18 protein-coding genes and 1 pseudogene are annotated in these 20,418 nt (G+C 69.1%); 9 read left to right on the top strand and 10 right to left on the bottom strand.

The window, feature by feature from the left end:
• Positions 1-22 precede the first annotated feature (22 nt).
• The 6 genes from OZ403_RS13860 to OZ403_RS13835 all read right to left on the bottom strand — a co-directional run bounded on the left by OZ403_RS13860 (position 23) and on the right by OZ403_RS13835 (position 6,435).
• A complete protein-coding gene (locus OZ403_RS13860) occupies positions 23-1,507 on the bottom strand; it encodes an AMIN domain-containing protein (protein WP_140798041.1) in 1,485 nt (494 codons plus the stop codon).
• 18 nt (positions 1,508-1,525) lie between these two features.
• Positions 1,526-2,800, bottom strand: a complete 1,275-nt coding sequence (locus OZ403_RS13855) for an alpha/beta hydrolase (protein WP_140790202.1) — start codon at positions 2,798-2,800, stop codon at positions 1,526-1,528.
• 9 nt (positions 2,801-2,809) lie between these two features.
• Positions 2,810-4,042: a bifunctional folylpolyglutamate synthase/dihydrofolate synthase gene (locus tag OZ403_RS13850; protein WP_268784388.1), complete on the bottom strand. Its 1,233-nt coding sequence runs from the start codon at positions 4,040-4,042 to the stop codon at positions 2,810-2,812.
• A gap of 71 nt (positions 4,043-4,113) precedes the next feature.
• Positions 4,114-4,965: an acetyl-CoA carboxylase, carboxyltransferase subunit beta gene (gene accD / locus OZ403_RS13845; protein ID WP_140790198.1), complete on the bottom strand. Its 852-nt coding sequence runs from the start codon at positions 4,963-4,965 to the stop codon at positions 4,114-4,116.
• Between the two features lie 62 nt (positions 4,966-5,027).
• On the bottom strand, positions 5,028-5,783 hold the full coding sequence (locus tag OZ403_RS13840) for an MBL fold metallo-hydrolase (protein ID WP_140790196.1): 756 nt from the start codon (positions 5,781-5,783) through the stop codon (positions 5,028-5,030).
• A gap of 1 nt (position 5,784) precedes the next feature.
• A complete protein-coding gene (locus tag OZ403_RS13835) occupies positions 5,785-6,435 on the bottom strand; it encodes a Crp/Fnr family transcriptional regulator (RefSeq protein WP_140790194.1) in 651 nt (216 codons plus the stop codon).
• Positions 6,436-6,555: 120 nt separating this feature from the next.
• On the opposite strand from OZ403_RS13835, the gene purM reads away from it, so the two are divergent.
• The 3 genes from purM (at position 6,556) to OZ403_RS13820 (ending at position 8,929) form a co-directional block, all read left to right on the top strand.
• Positions 6,556-7,593, top strand: a complete 1,038-nt coding sequence (purM, locus tag OZ403_RS13830; RefSeq protein ID WP_140790192.1) for a phosphoribosylformylglycinamidine cyclo-ligase — start codon at positions 6,556-6,558, stop codon at positions 7,591-7,593.
• A complete protein-coding gene (gene purN / locus OZ403_RS13825; protein ID WP_268784387.1) occupies positions 7,590-8,264 on the top strand; it encodes a phosphoribosylglycinamide formyltransferase in 675 nt (224 codons plus the stop codon). The genes purM and purN overlap by 4 nt, the downstream gene beginning before the upstream one ends.
• 92 nt (positions 8,265-8,356) lie before the next feature.
• A complete protein-coding gene (locus tag OZ403_RS13820; RefSeq protein ID WP_237078277.1) occupies positions 8,357-8,929 on the top strand; it encodes a DUF523 domain-containing protein in 573 nt (190 codons plus the stop codon).
• Positions 8,930-8,938: 9 nt separating this feature from the next.
• Here the strand turns inward: OZ403_RS13820 and OZ403_RS13815 are convergent, their stop codons facing one another.
• A complete protein-coding gene (locus tag OZ403_RS13815; RefSeq protein WP_140854017.1) occupies positions 8,939-10,021 on the bottom strand; it encodes an enoyl-CoA hydratase/isomerase family protein in 1,083 nt (360 codons plus the stop codon).
• An 80-nt stretch (positions 10,022-10,101) separates the two neighbouring features.
• On the opposite strand from OZ403_RS13815, the gene OZ403_RS13810 reads away from it, so the two are divergent.
• The 4 genes and pseudogenes from OZ403_RS13810 (at position 10,102) to OZ403_RS13790 (ending at position 14,151) form a co-directional block, all read left to right on the top strand.
• Complete coding sequence (locus OZ403_RS13810; RefSeq protein WP_268784386.1) at positions 10,102-10,791, top strand: HAD family hydrolase; 690 nt, start codon at positions 10,102-10,104, stop codon at positions 10,789-10,791.
• A 72-nt stretch (positions 10,792-10,863) separates the two neighbouring features.
• Positions 10,864-12,392, top strand: a pseudogene (locus tag OZ403_RS13800) (NAD(P)-binding protein).
• 102 nt (positions 12,393-12,494) lie between these two features.
• Positions 12,495-12,686 carry a 50S ribosomal protein L28 gene (gene rpmB, locus OZ403_RS13795; RefSeq protein WP_011552763.1) on the top strand — a complete coding sequence of 64 codons (192 nt, stop codon included), beginning with the start codon at positions 12,495-12,497 and terminating at the stop codon, positions 12,684-12,686.
• Between the two features lie 340 nt (positions 12,687-13,026).
• Entirely contained in the window at positions 13,027-14,151 is a 1,125-nt protein-coding gene (locus OZ403_RS13790; RefSeq protein WP_140790182.1) for a GTP-binding protein, read from the top strand.
• A 12-nt stretch (positions 14,152-14,163) separates the two neighbouring features.
• Here OZ403_RS13790 and OZ403_RS13785 read toward each other — a convergent pair whose 3' ends face one another.
• On the bottom strand, positions 14,164-15,249 hold the full coding sequence (locus OZ403_RS13785; protein ID WP_011552761.1) for a DUF4388 domain-containing protein: 1,086 nt from the start codon (positions 15,247-15,249) through the stop codon (positions 14,164-14,166).
• Between the two features lie 32 nt (positions 15,250-15,281).
• Between OZ403_RS13785 and OZ403_RS13780 the strand changes: the two genes are divergently transcribed.
• Both OZ403_RS13780 and OZ403_RS13775 read left to right on the top strand, forming a co-directional pair.
• Positions 15,282-16,217, top strand: a complete 936-nt coding sequence (locus OZ403_RS13780) for a metalloenzyme (protein ID WP_140790180.1) — start codon at positions 15,282-15,284, stop codon at positions 16,215-16,217.
• Positions 16,214-17,119: a DUF6055 domain-containing protein gene (locus OZ403_RS13775; protein WP_140790178.1), complete on the top strand. Its 906-nt coding sequence runs from the start codon at positions 16,214-16,216 to the stop codon at positions 17,117-17,119. Before OZ403_RS13780 ends, OZ403_RS13775 begins: the two co-directional genes overlap by 4 nt.
• A gap of 108 nt (positions 17,120-17,227) precedes the next feature.
• Here the strand turns inward: OZ403_RS13775 and OZ403_RS13770 are convergent, their stop codons facing one another.
• Complete coding sequence (locus tag OZ403_RS13770) at positions 17,228-18,952, bottom strand: TldD/PmbA family protein (protein WP_237081867.1); 1,725 nt, start codon at positions 18,950-18,952, stop codon at positions 17,228-17,230.
• Positions 18,953-19,082: 130 nt separating this feature from the next.
• Positions 19,083-20,402, bottom strand: coding sequence for a nucleotide sugar dehydrogenase (locus OZ403_RS13765; RefSeq protein WP_140796441.1), 1,320 nt, complete (start codon positions 20,400-20,402; stop codon positions 19,083-19,085).
• Between the last annotated feature and the right edge of the window lie 16 nt (positions 20,403-20,418).

Here is a 20,418-nt window from a genome sequence, read left to right as displayed (position 1 = left end):
CAGGCCGAGCGGCCCGCCCTTTTCACCGGCCTGTACGCTGGAAGTCCAATGAAATGACGTTGCCCTCCTGGCGGGCCTGGAACGGCGCGGACTGCCGGAGCTGGATGGTGATGCGCACATCCCGCCCGGACGCGCTCGGGTCCACCCGGAGCACCGGCGTCGCGAAGTAGGACGTGTCCAGCGGCAGCGTGTTGTTGCTGGCGTCCACGCGGGTGTTCTCCAGCTCCAGCACCACGGAGCGGCCCCGCTCCGACACGGAGTAGCTGACCGGCTCGTTGGTGCGGATGAACACACGCGAGGCCCCCGACTGCTGCTGGAAACCCACCAGCGTCAGCGTCTTGCGACGCGAGGACACCGAGGCCTCCGAGCCGGAGCTGCTCGGCCGGGAGGGCTCCACCGCCTGCTTCTGGCGGCTCTCCCGAGACGCACGAGCCTCGGCCTGACGCTGACGGCGCTCCTCGGCGGCGGCCTCCTGCTGGGCCCGGCGCTCCTCCGCCGCGGCCTGCGCGGCGGCACGACGCTCCTCGGCGGCGGACTGCTGGGCGGCCTTCCGCTGCTCGGCCTCGGCCCGGGCCGCGGCCTTGCGCCGATCCTGCTCCTCGGCGGCGGCCTGCTGCTGGGCCCGGCGCTCGTCGGCGGCGGACTGCGCGACCTCCTCCTGGCGACGCTTCTCCTCCGCAGCGGCCTGAGCGGACGCCTTCGCCGACTCTTCCTGGCGCCGCTTCTCGTCGGCGGCGGCCTGCGCCGAGGCACGCGAAGCCTCCTCCTGGCGCTTGCGGTCCGCCTCGGCCCGAGCCTGCTCCTCCTGCTGGCGCTGAACGGCTGCCCGAGCCTCCTCCTGACGCTTCGCATCGGCCTCCGCGTCACGCTTCGCGGCGGCGGCGGCATCCGCGGCGGCCTTCTCCTGGGCCTCACGCTCGGCGCGAGCCGCGGCGGCGGCATCCGCGGCGGCCTTCTCCTGGGCCTGACGCTCCGCCGCGGCGGCAGCGGCGGCATCCGCGGCGCTGCTTCCCGCCTGGGGCTGCTCGGTGCCCGGCGCCTGCGCCACGGCCGGGCCTCCGCCGCCCGCGACGCGGACGACGAGCTGGTTGCCATTGGCCTGGATGTCCGCCTCCGCCTCGCGCTCGTAACCGATGAGCACGCGAGCGATGGAGGACGCCTCGGAGCCATAGCTGGCGGTGCGGATGGCCGTCACCGTGCCATTGCCCACCTGGATCTCCTCGGGCACGTCGGAGAAGACCGCCTCGGAGATGTCGATGACGAGCCGCGGCGGGTCCGTCATGGTGAACGTGGTGAAGTTGGCCTTCTGCGAGCCGGAGATGGTCACCGTCCCACCGTTCACCTGCACCGCGGTGATGGTGTTCAGGTTCGTGGCCGGCGCCTGCGCGAGCGCCACGAAGGGCACGAGCACCACACCGAGCAGCCACGCGGCAAACGGCTTCATCGACCACACCCCTTCACGTTGACAAAAGAGCGTGGAGGCTATCACGCACCAACGTGCCTCCAACTTTCCGTCCAGACGCGTCTAGCGGAGCCGCGGAAGGCTCGGCGAGCGATACCGGTGGGTCCGCGCGTACTCGATGAGGTTCTTGATGTCGTAGCAGATCTGCCGGATGTCATGCCCCATCGTCAGCTCGATGTGGCTGTTCCCCTTCACCGGACGCCAGAGCAGATACTCACTCTTGGCGGCGCGATACACGCTGCGCGTCGACTCCAGCGAGGCCAGCGGGTCCAGGTCTCCGAAGATGATGGCCATGGGAACCTCGATGCGACCAAAGCCCCGCTTGAAGTCGAAGCCGGTGCGGTAGCAGACCATCTCTCCCCGGCGAATCCACCGCGCGAACTGCTCCAGCACCCGGCGCGGCTCCCGCTCCCCGCCTTCGCGGAGCAACCAGCGGATGTCATCCGCGCTCACCCGCTCCGGATTGATGAGACGGTTCAACCGCGTGGTGAGCTGTTGATACAGCGGTGAGTCCTCGGCCTTCGCGAGCTGTCGCTCCAGCGTCTTGAGGATGATGTCCACTGGAACAGCGTCGAAGCGCAGCGTCCGCCGCGCTTGGGGTGACAGCCGGCGTCCCAGGCCCTTGTTCAACACGCCCACGCCCCGCGCGAGCAGCGAGCGCCCCGCCCCCTCCACCTTGCCGCCCACGTTGAGGCTGGCGAGCGTCAGGTCGATCATCCCGGCCAGCATGGGCGCGCCGTGCGCCAGCAGGCGCAGCAGCATGAAGCCGCGTCCCAGGTCCGCCGGGGAACCGATGGTGATGAGGCCTTCGAAGTCATTGTGGATGCCGGCGTAGCCGTAGCCCAGCATCCCGCCCATGGAGTGGCCGCAATAGAAGATGCGCTCGCGCCGGGTGATGCGCTTCACGCCGGAGACAGCCGCTGGCAGGTCGTAGAGGAAGTAGCTGTCGATATCCCAGCCGTAGTCGATGTCCGGCGGCAGGGGGCGCTTGAAGCGCTCGGTGCGCTCCTTCTGGAACGCGATGGAGCTCTTGCCGTGGCCACGCAGCTCCAGGATGTGGATGTCCACCCCGAAGAAGAGCAGGTTCTTGACGAACTGCCCGCTGGTCCAGGTGTGCCGGTTCTGTGAGAAACCGTGCACCAGCAGCAGGGGCTCACCAAACAACGGTTGCGGAAAAGGCTGCTTCACCGGACGGTAGCGGGTGATGACCAGCGACCAGCCGTCCGCCGTCTCCACGACGTACTTCGTCTTCGAATAAAGCGCCCTGAAATCGACTTCGTCGATGGAGGGGATGGGCGGCCCCGATGTCGCGGCGGCTCTCCAGTCCGGCAGGCGCATGTCTTGAATCTACGGCGGCTGATGCATCGCGCCAAGGTTTCGATACATGCGAGCCTTCATCATCCCGACAAGGAACAGTGAACCTGTACAAAGGACGAGGTCGTTCGCGGCTGCCCGCTTGCGCGCCGCGGCAAGGGCCGCGTCCGCATCCGGCCAGGCAGTCACGTCCGCGCACAGCGCGCGCGCCTCCGCCAGGTAGGCCTCGGGAGACAGCGAGCGAGGCGTCTCCAAAGGCGAGAGCTGCACCGAGGCGCACGCGGGAAACAGCGCTCGCATCATCGGTTCCCGGTCCTTGTCCCCCACCACCCCGAAGACGAGGTGGATGCGACGCTCCGGGTAGAGGTCCTTCAGCGACGCGAGCAGCACCTCCACGCCCGCCGGGTTGTGTGCGCCATCCAGCAGGAGGATGGGCTGCTGCCCCACCTCCTCCAGACGCCCTGGCCAGCACGCCGACGCCAGGCCCGCACGCGCGGCCTCGGGGGGCACGGTGACGCGGCGCTCCTGCAAGGCCTCCAGGCAGGCGAGCGCCACCGCCGCGTTCTGCCGCTGATGGGACCCCCGCAGCGCGACGGACAGCCCATCCAGGGACCAGGTCGCCCCGCGGTACGACAGCGCGCCATCTGGCTGACGCTCGCCCACGAAGTCACGCCCCTCCAACCGCACCGGGGCCCCGACTTCCTCGGCCTTGCGGAGGATGGCCTCCAGGGCCTCCGGAGCCTGCCGCGCGACGACACACGGCACGCCGGGCTTGAGGATGCCCGCCTTCTCGCCGGCGATGGCCGCCAGCGTGTCGCCCAGGTACTCCATGTGGTCGAAGGACACGGGGGTAATCGCCGTCACCACCGGGCTGGCGGCGGTGGTCGCGTCCAGCCGGCCGCCCAGGCCCGTCTCCAGCACGGCCACGTCCACGCGGACCTGGGCGAAGTGCCACAAGGCCACGACAGTGCCGAACTCGAAGTACGTCATGGGTGAGGACACGGCGCTGGGGTAGCGCTCCAACACCTCCAGGATGCGCAAACCGAAGTCCGCGTCGGAGATGTCCTCGCTGTCCACACGGATGCGCTCGTTGACGCGCACCAGGTGCGGAGACGTGTAGAGGCCCACGCGGTGCCCGGCGGCATGAAGCGACGCCGCCGTCATGGCACAGGTGCTGCCCTTCCCGTTCGTCCCGGCGACGTGGAGCGCCGGGTACCGCCGCTCCGGATGTCCCAGCGCGGCCAGGGCCTCCTGCACGCGCTCCAACCCCAGCTTGATGCCGGAGGGGTTGAGCTTCGTGAAGAAGGCCAGCGCCTCCTCAGCTGTCCGGGGCGGGCTCAGCCCAGCAGCCCTAGAATCTGGCCCAGCTTCGCGCGCAGGTCCTTGCGGTGAACGATGGCGTCAATCATCCCATGGTCCAGCAGGAACTCGGAGCGCTGGAAGCCTTCCGGCAGCTTCTGGCGGATGGTCTGCTCGATGACGCGCGGACCGGCGAACCCGATGAGGGCCTTGGGCTCGGCGAGGATGACGTCACCCAGCCACGAGAAGGACGCCGCGACGCCGCCGGTGGTGGGGTTGAGCAGCACGGAGATGTACGGCCGCGTGCCGGTGCGGAAGCGGGCGATGGCCGCCGAGGTCTTGGCCATCTGCATGAGGGAGAAGATGCCCTCCTGCATGCGCGCGCCGCCCGACGCGGAGAAGACGATGGCGGAGCACTTCAGCTCGTGCGCGCGCTCGAAGACGCGGGCCACCTTCTCGCCCACCACCGAGCCCATGGAGCCGCCCATGAACTCGAAGACGAAGCAGCCCACTGACACCTGGTGGCCCTGGATGCGGCCCACGCCGGAGATGAAGGCGTCCGGCTCGCCCAGGCTCTTCCGGGAGGACTTCAGCCGGTCCTTGTACTTCTTCGAGTCACTGAACCCGAGCGGATCCTGCGGCTCCAGTTCCTTGTCGAACTCCTCGAAGCTGTCGGGGTCCAGCAGCGCCGCCAGCCGAGCGCGAGCCGTCCAGTAGTGATGGTGCTCGCAGTGCGGGCACACCATCCAGTTCTTCTCCAGCTCCTGGCGGTAGATGATTTCGTCGCACGTCTCGCACTTCGCCCACAGGCCCTCCATGCGGGACGGGCGGGGCTCGGCTTGCGGTTCGGTGTCGACAGCGATGCGCGGCTTCTTCGAAAACCAGGCCATGGGGTGGGCGGGGTTAATCCGGCCGCTTTCGGCCGTCAACCCCTCCGTATGGCGCGACGCGTCTACAGCTCGAAGGTATCGCCCAGCTCCAGCACTTCCACCGGCAGCTCGGCCAGCTCCTTCTTGAGCTGCGACACGAAGGCGGGCTTGAGGTGATACAGCAGCACCGAGGCGCCGTTGCGCTCGAACTTCTGGAGTTCCAGGCTCAGCGTGTGCGGCGTGAGGTGGCCGGAGATGTCGGCCAGCGACTGGAGCTTGTTGGGGAAGGACGTCTCCAGCAGCAGCGCCTTGAGGTTCTTCGTCTCGTTCAGCGCCTTCCACAGCTTGTCCGTGGGGCCGGTGTCGCCGCTCATCGCCAGGGCGCTCTTGCCGTTGGAGATGATGAAGCCGCACGACTCCACGGGGTGGCTCACCGGCACGCTTCGTACGGTGTAGGGGCCCACCTGGAAGGTGCTCCCGGCCCGGAACGTCTTGATCTGCAGCACGGGCTGCCGCTTCGTCGGGATGCGGGTGAAGTCCGGCCAGAGCGCGTTGTTGAACATGTTGTCGCGCAGGGCCCGGGCGCACTCGCGCGAGGCGTGGATGGTGACCGGGGTGTCGCGCCGGCCGATGACCAGGTCCGCCATCAGCGGCAGGTCCTTCACATGGTCGAAGTGGCTGTGCCCCACCAGGACATGGTCCACGCGGCACAGCTCATCCAGCGACAACGTCCCCGTGAGCGCCCCCGCATCGAGCGCCAGCACGTCATCGACGAGGAAGCAGGTGCTCTTGCAGTTGGGTAGCTCGCCGCCGTGGCAGCCGAGGACTCGCAGCTTCACGCTAGAGGTCTCCGAACTTCCACTTCATCTCCAGGTATTGGAGGAAGTCGTGCAGCCTGGCCGTGTCCGGCACGGTCATCCGGTCCCCGTTCCGCTCGACCAGACCGGAACGCTCCAGCCGGTCCACCACTGCGCGGACCGCGGGCTCGCCCACACCAATCTGGCGCGGCAGTTCCCGCACCGCGAAGTCGATCTCCACGCCCTCGTCCAGGGGACGGCCCCGGTGCTGGCAGGCCTGGATGATCTGGTGCACCACCCGGCTGGCCGGGTCGTTGTGCAGCAGGTTCTCGATCTGAGCGTCCGCCTCGGAGAGGCGTTCGGCCAGCTTCTTGATCATCCGGACGGCGATCTCCGCATTGCCGCGGATCATCCCCTCGAACGTCTTGGGGTCGATGACCAGCAGCCTCGCGTCCTCGTTGACCGTGGCCGACGCATTGCGCGGCTTGTTGGAAATAATGGCCATCTCCCCGAAGAACTCACCGGGGCCCAGGACGGCGAGAACCTTCTCGACGTCACGGACCCGCTTGGAGATGGCCACCCGTCCTGCCTGGATGACGAACATCTCCTTGCCGGCTTCTCCCTCGCGGAAGAGCTCGGTGCCCTGGGGGAACTCCTTGCCGAAACGTTGAAAGAGGGTTTCCTCGGCGCCCATCCTGCAAAGGAGTCAATCAGCCCACACTCGCCCGGTCAAATTCCCTTTTCTGTGCGCGACGGTGGGACAGCCTCCACGCCACGCGAGACACCGGCGCGGGGGCCGGGTAGAAGGCCGCCCGTGGGAACGACCTACAAGCAGTCCGGAGTAGACATCGAGGCCGGCGACGCGTTCGTCGAGCGCATCAAGCCCCATGCCGCGCGCACCATGCGCCCTGAAGTCATGGGCGGAGTGGGTGGATTCGGCGGCCTGTTCGCCCTGCCGCCAGGCAAGTACCAGCAGCCGGTGCTGGTGGCCGGCACGGACGGCGTGGGCACCAAGCTGAAGGTGGCCTTTGCCGCTGGACGCCATGGGACGGTGGGCATCGACCTGGTGGCCATGTCGGTGAACGACATCCTCACCTGCGGCGCCGAGCCCCTCTTCTTCCTCGACTACTTCGCCACCGGGCGCCTGGAGGTCGACGACGCCGCCGAGGTGGTGAAGGGCATCGCCCTGGGCTGCGAGCAGGCCGGGTGCGCCCTGCTGGGCGGCGAGACAGCGGAGATGCCGGGCTTCTACGCGCGCGGCGAATACGACCTCGCGGGCTTCTGCGTGGGCGTGGTGGAGCGCGCGGCCATCATCGACGGCAAGAGCGTGAAGCCGGGTGACGCGCTCATCGGGCTCCCCTCCTCCGGCCTGCACAGCAACGGCTACTCGCTTGCGCGCAAGGTGCTGCTGGACGACGGGAAGCTGGCCCTGGACGCGACGCCCGAGGGCCTGGACCGGCCGCTCGTGGACGCGCTGCTGGAGCCCACGCGCATCTACGTGAAGGACGTGCTGGCGCTGCTCCAGGCGGTGAAGGTGAAGGGCCTGGCGCACATCACCGGCAGCGGCATTCCGGGCAACCTGCCCCGCTGCCTGCCGGACGGCACGCGCGCGGTGCTGAGCGAGAAGACGTGGCCCAAGCCGCCCATCTTCGACCTCATCGCGAAGCTGGGGAGCGTGGCCCGCGACGAGATGTTCAGCACGTTCAACATGGGCCTGGGGCTCATCCTCGTCGTGGCGCAGGAAGACGTCGCCCAGGCGCTGAGCGTGCTGAGCGGCCGGGGCGTGCAGGCCTTCGAGGTCGGCCGCGTGGAAGCAGGCCAGGGCGAGGCCACGGCGGTCATCGACCCATGAGCAGCCAGCGGGTCCGCCTGGGCGTGCTCGTGTCCGGCAGCGGGAGCAACCTCCAGGCGCTGCTGGACGCCTGCGCGCGGGAGGACTTCCCCGCCGAGGTGGCCTGCGTGGTGTCCAACGTCCCCACCGCGTTCGCGCTGGAGCGGGCGCGCAAGGCGGGCGTGACGGCCAAGGTGGTGGACCACAAGGCCCACGCCGCGAAGGCGGACTTCGAGAAGGCCCTGCTGGACACGCTGCGCGCGGCGAACGTGGAGTGGGTGTGCCTGGCGGGGTTCATGCGCCTGCTGAGCGCGGACTTCCTGGGCCACTACGCGGGGCGGGTGCTGAACATCCACCCGTCGCTGCTGCCCGCCTTCCCGGGCCTGCATGCGCAGCGACAGGCGCTGGAGCGCGGCGTGAAGGTGGCCGGGTGCACGGTGCACTTCGTGGACGCGGGCACCGACACGGGGCCCATCATCGCGCAGGCGGCCGTGCCGGTGCTGCCGGACGACGACGAGAAGGCGCTGAGCTCGCGAATCCTCGCGGAGGAGCACCGGCTCTATCCGCTGGCCGTGCGGCTCGCCGTGACGGGCAAAGTCACCCTGGACGCGGCGCGGACGCGCGTGGAGGCGCGGGCCACAGCGGATGAGCTGGCGCTTCGGAATCCCGGCGCGACGGTCGAATCGGCGTGAGCGGACCGAAGGCGCTTGACCAAGAGCCGGCGCGCCCCGGCGTCTCCTCGGGAGATGCTGGCGCTGTCCATCCAACGGAGGCCGCCTTGGGGATGGCCAACGAAGGGCTGACCGACGAGCGCCAGTCCACCGGGCCCATGAGCGGCCCTGCGCACCCACGAGACGGGCAAGGCTCAACCGCCCTGCCCTCGCAGGCCGAACGAGTCACCGCGGTCCAGGAAGCCCGCGTGGTGCTGGTCAGCGCCTGTCTACTGGGCGAGGCCTGCCGGTACGACGGCCGCTCCCAGCGCTCCGAGCGCGTCCTCGCGGCGCTGGCGGACAAGGACGTCATCCCCGTATGCCCGGAAGTGGCCTCGGGCCTGCCCGTACCGCGTCCTCCCGTCGACCTGCGCGGAGGCACGGGGGTGGACGTCTGGGCCGGGCGGGCCGTCGCAGTGGAGCGCGACGCGGGCATCGACCGGACGGAGGCCTTCCAACAGGGCGCCCGGCTCGCGCTCGAAGCGGCTCAACGCTTCGGCGCGACGGTGGCGCTGCTGAAGGAGAAGAGCCCGTCGTGCGGCAGCCAGCGGGTCTACGAGTCCGGCCAGCTCCGCACGGGCGAAGGCATCACCACGGCGCTGCTTCGCGCCAAGGGCATCACCGTCCTCAGTGACGAGGACCTCTAGCCACGGCCCCTACCCGCGCGCTGGCACCGTCCACGTGTCGTGAGACAGCGGCGCGAAGAGCGCCTCCACCATGTCTTCGGTGACCTCCGCCAGCGTCGTGGGCTGCCAGCGCGGCTTGTTGTCCTTATCGACGAGCACCGCGCGAATGCCCTCACGGAAGTCCGGCCGCACCGTCATCGACTGGCTGAGCCGGTACTCCACGTTGGCCATCTCGTCGTAGTCGCGGGTGCGCCCCATCCGGAGCTGGCGCAGCGTCACCTTCAAGCTGGCCGGACACATGTGAAGCAACGTGGCCCACGTCTCCTGGGCCCACGGCGTGCCCTCCACCTCCAGCGCCTGCTGGATGTCGTCCACGCGCTCGGCCGCGAAGCACCGGTCGATGGCGGCGTGCTGCACGCCCAGCGGCGACGTGCCCGCGTCCGCGTGGAAGCCTGCCAGCACCGTGTCCACCACCGTGCTCGCCGCGCCGGTGCCCCAGGGCGCGCCTACCAACGCGTCCAGCACCGCCTCCAGCCGCGCGGACTCCACGTGGTGCGTGGCGTAGCCCAGCCACATCGCGTCCGCCGCGCTGCATCGGGCCCCCGTGAGGCCCAGGTACGTGCCCGACTCACCCGGGAAGCGCGGCAGGAACCAGCCGCCGCCCACATCCGGGAAGAGCCCGATGGCCGTCTCCGGCATGGCCAGCACCAGCTTCTCGGTGACGACCCGGTGGGTGCCGTGAATCGACAGGCCCAGCCCACCGCCCATGCAGACGCCGTCCACCAGCGCGATGAACGGCTTGCCGAAATAGTGGATGCGGTGGTTCAGCCCGTACTCCGCGCGGAAGAACTCGCGAGACACCCGCTCCTTCTCGTTGACGGACGCGCCCCCCACCGACAGCGCCACCGCGCGCACATCTCCGCCCGCGCAGAAGGCTCGGCCACCAGCTCCCCGGATGACCACGGCCTGGATGGCCGGGTCCGCCGCCCAGGCGTCGAGCGCCGGGTGCAGCTTGCGGCACATGCCGAGGTTCAGCGCGTTCAGGGCCTTGGGCCGGTTCAGGGTAATCACGCCTACCGCGCCACGCGTCTCGAGCAGAAGGTCGTCCGTCATGGCGCCGGGGATATCAGGCGAGCAGTCCCTTGGGTGGATTCATTGGCCCACCGCGGGGGCAGACGCGCTATGGGGAACGCATGACCTCCGCACTGGCCCCCCTGCGTGCCGTCGTCTTCGACATGGACGGCACCCTCGTCGACAACATGCAGTTCCACAACGAGGCCTGGGTCTCGTTCGCCCGGAAGCTGGGCTTGACGCTGACCGCCGACGACTTCCAGAGCCACTTCGCCGGCAGGAAGAACGAGGAGATCATCCCCGAGCTGCTCGGCCGCCCGGTGGCCCCGGACGAAGTGGAGCGCATCGCCGAGGAGAAGGAGAATCACTACCGCACCCTGTACCGGCCGCACATGAAGCTGCACCGGGGCGCGGGGGCCTTCATCCAGCGCCTGAGGGAGGCCCACGTCCCGGCGGCCATCGCCACCGCCGCGCCCCAGGGCAACCGCGAGCTGGTGCTGGACGGGCTCGGCATCCGACCCCTCTTCGCGAGCATCGTCGGCGCCGAACAGGTGACGCGCGGCAAGCCCGCCCCGGACATCTTCCTGGCCGCCGCCAAGGCGCTGGGCGTGGCCCCTACCGAGTGCCTCGCCTTCGAGGACGCCGTCCTGGGCATCATGTCCGCCCGCGAAGCCGGCATGACGGTGGTGGGATTGACCACCGCCGCGCCGGAAGCCGACCTCCGCAAGGCCGGCGCGCACTGGGTGGTCCAGGACTTCATCCAGCTGCCCCCCGAGTTGGAGCAGCGCCTCTTCAGCGCCCAGGCTCGCTGATCCGCCCTCCGCGGGCGCGCCGTGGTGAAAAGGGCGCCAGCGGCGGGCACGTTGTGTAGTGTTGCCCGCCTCATGGCGACGTCCTCTGCCAAGCTCAAGCTTCCCGCCGGGCCGTCCCGGCATGTCTACGACGTCATCGTGCTCGGCAGTCAGCTGGGCGGTGCGCTCGCGGCGGCACTCCTGGCGAAGCGCAACCACCGCGTCCTGCTGGTGGAGCACGACGGCATGGGGCCCGGTTACGAGCACGGCGGCTACGTGCTCCCCTATGCCCCCTTCGTCGCTCCGCCGCTCAAGGCCATGCCCGCGGTGGAGGAGGCCCTCACGGAGCTGGGCCTCAACGCCAACGTCCAGCGCACGCTGCGGCCCCACGCGCCGGAGCTGCAGCTCCTCATGCCCCGCAACCGCCTGGACCTTCACGGCGACGCCGCCCGCGCAAGGCCGAGGTGACGCGGGAGCTGGGCGAGGAAGGCGAATCCCTGCTGGGCGCCCTGGCCGGCGCCGCCGCGCAGCACGAAGCCAGTGATGCCTTCTTCAAGGCCGGCCCCGCCCTGCCACCGGACGGATTCTTCGAGGGCTGGGGCCTGAAGAAGCTCATCCGGGCCCATCCCGGCCTGGAGGCGCCGCCCCGGCTCACGGGAGACAGCGCTTCGGTGTCCCTGGTGCGGGGGCTACTGCCTTTCGTCACCCACCTGGACCGTCCGGAGGCGCACCTGGCGCTGACTCGGGCCATGTCACAGGTGCTGTCAACGCCCTCCTTCTTCCCCGGGGGGAATGAGGGCCTGCGCGAGCTGCTCGCCCGCCGCGTGGCGGAGCTGGGCGGAGATGTGCTCGGGCGCGACAACCCGGCGGGCTTCATCGTGGAGGAGCTGGCCTTCGACGGCAGCAAGTTCGCGGGCATGAAGCTGATGCGCTCGGACACCATGTACCGCGCGTCCTGCCTGGTGGCGGCCACGGACGCGGGCGCGCTGCGACGGCTGGTGACGGACAAGAAGCACCACCGCGGTCTGCTGGAGCACCTGGACCAGTCCAACACCAAGGCCCTGCTCTTCACCGTGAACTGGGTGGTGCCGGAGTCGGCGCTGCCCCGCGGCCTGGGTGAGCTGGCCCTGCTGGACACGGGCGACGCGGAGCTGGGGCCCGTGCTGATCCAGGTCCACCCCGCGCGCGCGGCGCCGGCGCACGGCGGCAAGGAGGCCAAAGCGACGGAAGGGCTGCGCGTGGTGTGCGCGGGCGCCTTCGTCCCGGCCTCGGCGCGGGATCTGGGCGAGGAACACCTCCAGGGCCTGGCGACGCGCATCGACGAGCACCTGGACGCGCTGATGCCCTTCACCGCCCAGCACCGCGTGCTGCGCTCGGCCCCCTACCTGGACGCCGACGGAGTCCGTGGCAGCCGGCTGATGCCGCACCCATTGTTCAGCTTCGAGTCGGAAGCTGTCCTGGGCGTCACGGGTTTGACCCAGCGCACGCCGGCCAAGAACATCCTGCTCGCCAACCGCGAGGTCCTCCCCGGTCTGGGGCTGGAAGGCGAGCTGCTCGCGGGCATCCGGGCCGCGCGGCTGGTGCAGGACATGTTGAAGAAGAAGGATCCCCTCAAGGGCTGATCCTGGATCTAAGGCTGGATTTCCGGGCCGTTATCTGGCAGGTTCCGCCGCTCTTTTAATCGGCAGGCGTCCAACGCCCCAGTTTTCAAGGAGTTAGAGGTCATGGCGTGGAAGTGTGACTTGTGTGGCAAGCGTCCGCTGGTGGGTAACAACGTCAGCCACGCGAACAACAAGACCAAGAAGCGGACCCTGCCGAATCTCCAGAAGATCCGGGCCAGCGTTCAGGGCAGCACCCAGCGCGTTCTCGCGTGCACCCGCTGCATCAAGGCGGGCAAGGTGACGAAGGCCGCTTGAGGTCCTCTCGCTCGAGGGAGGGCATGACGCGCGTCTCACCACCGCGACTGCCCCCCACGAGCGGTTTCATTCCGTGCGGACGCCGCATCCCTGCTTGATTGTCGAGCAGCGCGGTGGTTCGCCGGTGGCATGACGTATTGGCCGCCATTCGTGCGGTTCGTGCCGTATTCCTCTTCAGGGAAGCGGTGTGAGCCGTCGCGGATGCTTTGCGGGCGCGCATCCTGGCAAGCCTGCCTTGAGCCCGTGGCCTCACCTCCAGCGCTGAGCCTCGCGGACCCGGGGCGAATGTCTCGCCGTCAACTGGCGCGAGGTGTCAAGTCGGACTAGGTAAGCTGACACCGTGAGCAGCGTCAATCTGATGGCCCGTGAAGTGGCCGCGAAAATCGTCTTCTACGGACCGGGTTTGTCCGGGAAGACGACCTCGCTGAGGAAGATCTACGAGACGGTCCGCCCCGCACACCGCGGCGAGATGATGTCCATCGCCACGGAGGGAGACCGGACGCTCTTCTTCGACTTCCTCCCCGTGAAGGTGGAGCGCGTGGGCGACTGCTCCGTGCGACTGGCGCTCTACACCGTGCCGGGCCAGGTCTTCTACAACGCCACCCGCAAGCTGGTGCTCCAGGGCGCCGACGGCGTGGTGTTCGTGGCGGACTCGCAGCCGGAGGCCATGGACGCCAACCGCGAGTCCCTGGCCAACCTGGAGGAGAACCTCTTCGAGCACGGCATCCGCCTGGACCGCTTCCCCCTGGTGATGCAGTGGAACAAGCGGGACCTGGACGGCGTGCTGCCGGTGGAGGTGCTCCGCAAGGAGCTCAATCCCCGAGGCGTCCCGGAGCTGGAGACGTCCGCCGCCAATGGCCGCGGGGTGCTCGACACGCTCAAGGCCATCACCCGGCTGGTCATCAAGGACCTGCGCGCCAAGCGCATCGTCCCGCCGCCCCGCCCTACCGCCGGCGCACAGCCCGCGGGCCTGGAGGCCCAGCTCACCCAGCATCTGCAGCACCGGCAGCAGCCCGGCACCATCGCGCCCGCGCCCCAGCCGATGCAGGGAGGCGGCCCGGTGCCTCGAGTGGCCCCGGTGGCAGTGGTACCGCCGCCGCGCGTGGAGCCGGCTCCCATCCCCGCGCCCCAGCCCGGACCCAAGCTGCTGGGTGCCGCCAGCGCCCTGGCACCGGGCGACATGTTCGACCACGCCCGCGCCGCCGAGGCTGCGTTCATGACGGGGGACTACACCACCTGCGTCACCGCCTGCACCGACGCCATCCGGCGCGCGCTGGCCTTCGCGGGCGAGGGTTCCCTGGGGCAGCAGGCCTTCCTGCTCCGCGTGGACGGCGCCGATCTGCTCCGGCTCCAGGGACTGGCCACGCAGCAGCACCTGCGCGTGGATGACGCCGCCTTCTCCCTGTACGTGATGATGCAGGTCTTCATCCGCCTCAACGCGGTGGGCCTGCCCAACGGGGAGTAGCCTCCGCCCCGCTCAGCGAGGGAAGACGAGCTGCAGCAGCCCCATGCGCTGCAGCTTCGCCAGCGTCTTCAGCGTCTCCAGCTCTCGCGCTGGACTGGCCAGCACCAGCGTGGACACGTCCCAGGTGCCATTCACCAGCCCGGCAATCTGCCGCTCCTCGGGCTTGAGCAGCGCCTGCCCCTGCGGGTCGTGAATCATGAGGGGCACCATCAGGGGCGGCATGTCCGAGTAGAGCGCCGCCACGTGCTCGCGCTGCACCAGCCGGGCAAATTCGCGCACGCGCCGGTCCGCCGGGTCGCTGGCCAACAGGGACGCGCAGACGATGCCCGCGGCGTCGTACTGGCCCTCGCGCATCAACACCGCGCCCTTCTCCAGCATCTCCGCCACCGGATCCGCTTCCACCTGCGGCGCCCCATCCACCTCCACCAGCTTCGACCGCAACAGCTCGTGCACCCGCCGCGTCACCGAGGAGCGGGACACGCCCATGGACAGGCGCAGCCGTCCCAGGTTCTGCGGCGACGTGCACAGTCCCAGGATGATCCGGTGCATCAGGGGCTGACTCGGGCTCGGCGGCGCCAGCGCGCGCACGCTGAGCGCGTCGATGGGCAGCGCCTTGTCCACGTCGGGCTGCTCATCCACCCACCGGAGCGATTCGAAGAGCAGCTCGCGGATGCCCATGTCGGACGGCACCCAGTCCTCACCGGAGCGGTCCGCGTCCTCCGTCCAGTGGAAGGTGCCGCGGCCGGCGATGGTCAGGTCCGTCATCGCGGCGAACAGCTCCTCACGGCCCAGGTCCCGAATCCACCGCGCCTGGATGCCGTGGATGTCAAACGCGGCGTCCACGTCCGGCGTGCGCGCCAGCTCGTCGAAGCCAGCCAGCACCTTCGTCCCCGATGCCAACTTGGACAGGGTGAGCAGCCGCGCGACGCGTCCGCGCAGTCCTTCGGCCGCGGTGGCACCCACCTGGCCGGAGAGCAGGAAGAGTTTGCGCTCGCCGGCCTCCCAGGAGAGCTGGAGCGTTCCCGTCTTGCGGGAGCTGTCCAGCCATTGAAGGAACTCGGGGAGCGGATAACTGAAGAGGTCGCCGTGGAGGGCCATGCGTGTCGGATTCGAGGATACAGTCCCCAGCCGTGCGCGTCGCGCTCCTGTTCATCGATGGTGTGGGCATTGGCCGGAAGGACCCGGCCGTGAATCCGCTCGCCCACCGGGAACACCTGCTATCCCACTTCGAGGACACCCCCAGCCCGCCCCTCCCCTACGGCGGCCGCTGCATCCCCACGGACACCACCTTCGGCGTCCCCGGCCGGCCCCAGTCCGCGTCCAACCAGACGGCCATCCTGACGGGGGACCCGGCCCCCGTGCTGCTGGGCCGCCACGTCCTCGGCTACCCCAACGCGCCGCTGCGGGGGTTGATGGCGGACCGCTCCATCATCCGGCGGCTGGGCGCGGCGGGCCGCACCGCCACCTTCGCCAACGCCTATCCCGCCCCCTATCTGGACGCGCTGGGGGTACCCCGCCGGCCCAGCACCTCCCCGCCGGAGTTCGTCCTGTCCCCGGAGTCGCGCCGCAAGGTGAAGCCCTCCGCCTCCAAGTTGGCCTTCGCCGCGGGGGGCATCCCCCTGCGGACGCTCGATGACGCCCGCGCCGGGGACGGCCTCACCCACGACATCACCGGCGCCAGCGCCCGTGCCTACGGACTGCCCGCGCCGGAGCGCTCGCCCGAGGAAGCCGCCGCCGTCTTCTGGGACATTGCTTCAGGCGCGGACTTCACCTTCTTCGAGCACTACCTGGCGGACGAGGCCGGCCACGCCCAGGACTGGACGGCCGCCCTGGCCGCGCTGGACGCGTTCGACGCCTTCACCCGCGCGTTGGTGGCCACGCGCCCCGCCCAGGCCCGGGTGCTGGTCTGCAGCGACCACGGAAACGTGGAAGACCTCTCCACTCGGGGACACACGCTTCACCCCGTGCCCGTGCTCTACTTCGGCCCGCCCGCGCCCGAGGTGGAGTCCTTCTCCACCGTGGCCGATGTCGGACGCGCGGTGGTTCGCTGGTTGGGTGCGGAGTGAGTCAGGAGTCACCAGCAACAAAGTGCCGTCGCGACAGCCCCGGCTGGGCAGCGGTGCTGCTCGTCCTGGGTCTGCTCTCCGGCTGCTACGCCTCCCAGAGCGCCCGCGTGCTCGTCGGCAAGGGCACCGGCGCCGGCATCGACGTCGAATACCAGCCTCGCGACACTGAAGCGGCCGTGCAGGTGAAGCTCGCTGTCGAACGCGCCATCCCCCGTCTCCAGCGCTGGGGCACCTTCGACGACACCGTCACCATCGTCGTCCACCCCAACCACGCGGCACTGGAGCGCGCTGCCAACCGCCCGGGGCATGACTTCCTCCGCGCCTGGGCGCGCTACGAGCAAATCGAGCTGCAGAGCCCTCGTACCTGGACGTCCCGAGGCGCCAGCCAGGGCCAGGTGGACGAGCTGCTGCTGCACGAGCTCACGCACAGCCTCATGTACCAGGTGGCCTCGGACCGGCTCGGCTGGACGCGCAAGCGGATTCCCCTCTGGTTCCGCGAAGGCATGGCCTCCTACACCGCCGAACAGGGCTACCGCGTCTCCAGCCTGGACGACCTGGAGCACTACTGGCGCCAGCACCCCAACGCCGACCCCTTGTCGCAAGCCGACGCGCTCTACCAGTCCGAGAGCGGCGTCGTGTATGGCGCCGCCCACCACGCCTTCACCTTCCTGGCGCGCCGCTATGGCGAGGACACCATCCGGAAGGTGCTGCGCGGAATGAGCCAGGGCCCGGACTTCGACAGCGCCTTCCAGCGTGCCGTGGGCGTCACCCAGGAAAGCTTCCTCCAGGACTTCCGCCGGTACGTGCGCCTGCGCGGATTCAAGGGCGCCAGACAGCTCCACCCGGCGCGCCCCCGGCCCGCGAGCCCCATGCCTATCGCCCCCTCGCCTCCCCCTCAGTAAGGCGCTGCTGCGCCCCTGCATCTTTCAAAAGTGCATATCGGACTCTCCCAGCGGTTCCACGGCGTGCTGGAAACCGCCCACGAGCGGCTGGGGCACTGAGGCGCGCGGCTACGGCTTCGCCGCCGGGGACTCCAGCGCCGCCGGGCTGGTGAGAATCGGCGGGCGGTCCTTCCCCTCCATGGTGCGCTGGAGCTCCAGCTCCTGCAGCAGCATGGCCGGCGCCACGGTGGACACCGGGACATTGCCACTCTCCGCGCCGCAGAAGCCGTTGAAGATGCCGGGCTTCTGCCCCGAGGCGAGGATGCGGTTCACCGCCGACAGCGGCGTGCCCACGATTTCCACGCCGCGCACCAGCGTCTCCTTCCCCGTCTTCACGTCCACCCGGTACACCATGCGCGGCACGCCCTTGAAGGCCTGGTAGCCGTAGCCAGACGTGTTGGTGTTGCCCCCGGTGATGTCGCGGATGATGAGGCCAAACGGCTTGCCTTGACGCTTCGCCTCGGCAATCAGGCGCTTCTTCAGCTCCGCGTCGCTCACGCCGTTCGTGCTCTCCACCATCAGGTTCGCCATGCGCGCCACCGGCTTCAGGTTGCCCTGGCTGCGGCCATGGCCGTTCGACTGGAGGAAGCCTTCCACCGGCCGGCGCCCCTGGAGGTAGTTGCGCAGCACGCCCTTCTCCACCAGCGTCACCCGCTGCCCGCGTACGCCCTCCTCGTCGAAGAGGTAGTAGCCGTTGAGCGGCTCGCTCTGGAGCACGCGCCGCGTCGGGTCGTCGTGGATGGAGATGAACGACGGCAGCACCTGCTTGCCCACCTGGCCCTTGAACGTCTTGCCCTCGTTGTCACCTTCCTGCCGGTCTCCCTCCAGCCGGTGCCCCACCGCTTCGTGGAAGAGCACCCCGGCCGCTTCCGGCGCGAGGATGGCGGGCCCCGTGTACGGGTCGATGGCGGGCGCCGCGCGCAGGGCCAGCAGCTCTTGGATGACGTCATCCGCCGCCTTGTTCAGGCGCGCCACGTCCGGCAGCCCCGCTTCGGCGGGCACATAGAAGTTGCGCGAGTTGTCCAGCAGCTGCCCGTCCGGCGCCCGGGTGACGGCGGAGACATGCAGGCCGTACAGCGTCTCCTCGGTGATGATGCGGCTGCCTTCCGAGGACACGAACAGCCGCGTCACCTTGTCCTTGGTGACGCGCACCTCCGAGTCGAAAAGCTCCGGGTGCGCGTTGAAGCGCGCCGACACGTCGCGGGCCACCTTCACCCAGCGCTCGCGGTCGAACGGAGCCTCCACCGGCGGCTCCACGTGCTTCACCGGCTTCTCACGCGTGAAGGACGGCGGACGCTTCGGGTCCTCCACCGCGTAGACGTCCTCGCCCTTCTTCTTCAGGTACTGGAACAGCGCGGACTTGTACTTCTCATCGGTGATGAGCCACAGCGAGGTGCGCAGCGCCAGCGGCGAGTCGTCCAGCGGGCCTTCCTTGCGCGACACATAGCTGGTGCCCTTGGTCGAAAAGCTGAACTCCAGCCCCTCCGCCACCGAGCTGTCGAAGTCGTAGTCACCGACGCGCACGTCGACGTACAGCTTCCGCTCGCGGTAGCCGTCGTCCATGAACAGCGCCCCATAGCGCGCGGAAATCGCGTGCTGTTCGTAGTCCTTGAGCTGGTAGCTCATGAAATACGGGGGTTCGTGGTTCTGCATCTTCAGCTGCTGGTGGTTGCGCGCCAGCTCTGCGGACATCGCCTCGAGCAGCTTCACGCGCGCATCCGGCACGGGCGCCGCCGCCGTCAGCAGCGCCGAGAGTGCCAGCAGGGGAAACACGGTTCGAAGGAGGGAGTGCACGGCCCCGACACTAGCCCATCCCTTCCACGATACGAGCAGCTCCACGCTCACGGATGCCGCGAAGGCGGAATCCGTGAGCGAGGGGCCCCCCGCCCGGAGGGTCGGTTTCCGGGCGGGCGGCGTATGACTGTCAGGCCTTCGTCACTTTCTCACGACCCTTGCTGACACCCTTGGTGGCGTTGCGCGTGTCGACGACGACCTTCGCGCGGTCCACCAACATGGCGTAGTCGATGTCGGAGTGGTCCGTGAGGATGAGGACCGCGTCGTACTGGCCCAGCGTCTCCGGCTTCAGCGGCACGGACTTCATCTCCATGTTGAAGCCGTGGCCCTTGTGCAGTTCGGGGACGTACGGGTCGTGGTACGACAGCTCCGCGCCCTTCTCCGCCAGCAGCGTCATGACGCGCAACGACGGACTCTCACGCATGTCGTCGATGTCCTTCTTGTACGCCGCGCCCAGGCAGAGGACCTTCGCGCCGTTGAGCGTCTGCTTGTTCTTGTTCAGCGCCTCCATCGTGCGCTGCACCACGTAGTACGGCATCTGCCAGTTCACCTCGCCGGCCAGCTCGATGAACTTGGTGTGGAACTCGTACTCGCGCGCCTTCCACGTCAGGTAGAACGGGTCAATGGGGATGCAGTGCCCACCGAGGCCCGGGCCCGGGAAGAAGGGCATGAAGCCGAAGGGCTTCGTGCTCGCCGCCTGGATGGCCTCCCACACGTCCACGTTCATTCGGTCGCAGAGCATCTTCATCTCATTGACCATGGCGATGTTGACGCAGCGGAAGATGTTCTCCAGCAGCTTGGTCAGCTCCGCCACGCGGGTGGAGGACACCGGCACCACTTCCTTCAACGCGCTGCCGTAGAGGGCAGCGGCCACCTCGGAACACGCGGGAGAGTAGCCACCGACGATTTTCGGAATCGTCTTGGTGTTGAAGCTCTTGTTGCCCGGGTCTTCACGCTCGGGGCTGAAGGCCAGGTAGAAGTCCTCGCCCGCCTTGAGGCCGTTCTTCTCCAGCAGCGGCTTGAGTACCTCCTCCGTCGTCCCCGGATACGTGGTGGACTCCAGGATGAACAGCTGTCCACGCCGCACGTGCGGCGCGAGCGCCTCCCCCGTCTGGATGATGTAGCTCATGTCCGGCTCACGCGACGCGGTGAGCGGCGTGGGCACGCAGATGATGACGCAGTCCATGTCCTTCGCCTTGGCGAAGTCCGTGGTGGCCTTCAGCTTGCCCGACTTGCTCAGCTCCGCCAGCGGAGCGCTGGGAATGTGCTTGATGTAGCTCTCCCCCTTCTCAATCTTGTCGATCTTCCGCTTGTCGATGTCGAGCCCCATGACGGGGAAGCCCGCCTCCGCGAAAGCCATGCCCAGCGGAAGACCGACGTAACCAAGCCCGACAACACCCACCCTCGCGTCCCGCTTCTTGATGCGATCCAGAAGCGGGCTGCTCACCATCACCCTCATCGTCCTC

The sequence above is a fragment of the Myxococcus sp. NMCA1 genome (genome assembly GCF_026810205.1).
Classification (GTDB): Bacteria; Myxococcota; Myxococcia; order Myxococcales; family Myxococcaceae; genus Myxococcus; species Myxococcus xanthus_A.
This window is presented reverse-complemented; position numbering and strand designations above follow the sequence as displayed.

Coding starts and splice junctions, on each gene's coding strand:
- OZ403_RS13835 (WP_140790194.1), bottom strand. CDS start 6,435: ATGGGCGCCGAGGAAACCCTCTTTCAACGTTTCGGCAAGGAGTTCCCC.
- rpmB (WP_011552763.1), top strand. CDS start 12,495: ATGGCGTGGAAGTGTGACTTGTGTGGCAAGCGTCCGCTGGTGGGTAAC.
- OZ403_RS13815 (WP_140854017.1), bottom strand. CDS start 10,021: ATGACGGACGACCTTCTGCTCGAGACGCGTGGCGCGGTAGGCGTGATT.
- OZ403_RS13820 (WP_237078277.1), top strand. CDS start 8,357: ATGGCCAACGAAGGGCTGACCGACGAGCGCCAGTCCACCGGGCCCATG.
- purN (WP_268784387.1), top strand. CDS start 7,590: ATGAGCAGCCAGCGGGTCCGCCTGGGCGTGCTCGTGTCCGGCAGCGGG.
- OZ403_RS13855 (WP_140790202.1), bottom strand. CDS start 2,800: ATGCGCCTGCCGGACTGGAGAGCCGCCGCGACATCGGGGCCGCCCATC.
- OZ403_RS13765 (WP_140796441.1), bottom strand. CDS start 20,402: ATGGTGAGCAGCCCGCTTCTGGATCGCATCAAGAAGCGGGACGCGAGG.
- accD (WP_140790198.1), bottom strand. CDS start 4,965: ATGGCCTGGTTTTCGAAGAAGCCGCGCATCGCTGTCGACACCGAACCG.
- OZ403_RS13785 (WP_011552761.1), bottom strand. CDS start 15,249: ATGGCCCTCCACGGCGACCTCTTCAGTTATCCGCTCCCCGAGTTCCTT.
- OZ403_RS13810 (WP_268784386.1), top strand. CDS start 10,102: ATGACCTCCGCACTGGCCCCCCTGCGTGCCGTCGTCTTCGACATGGAC.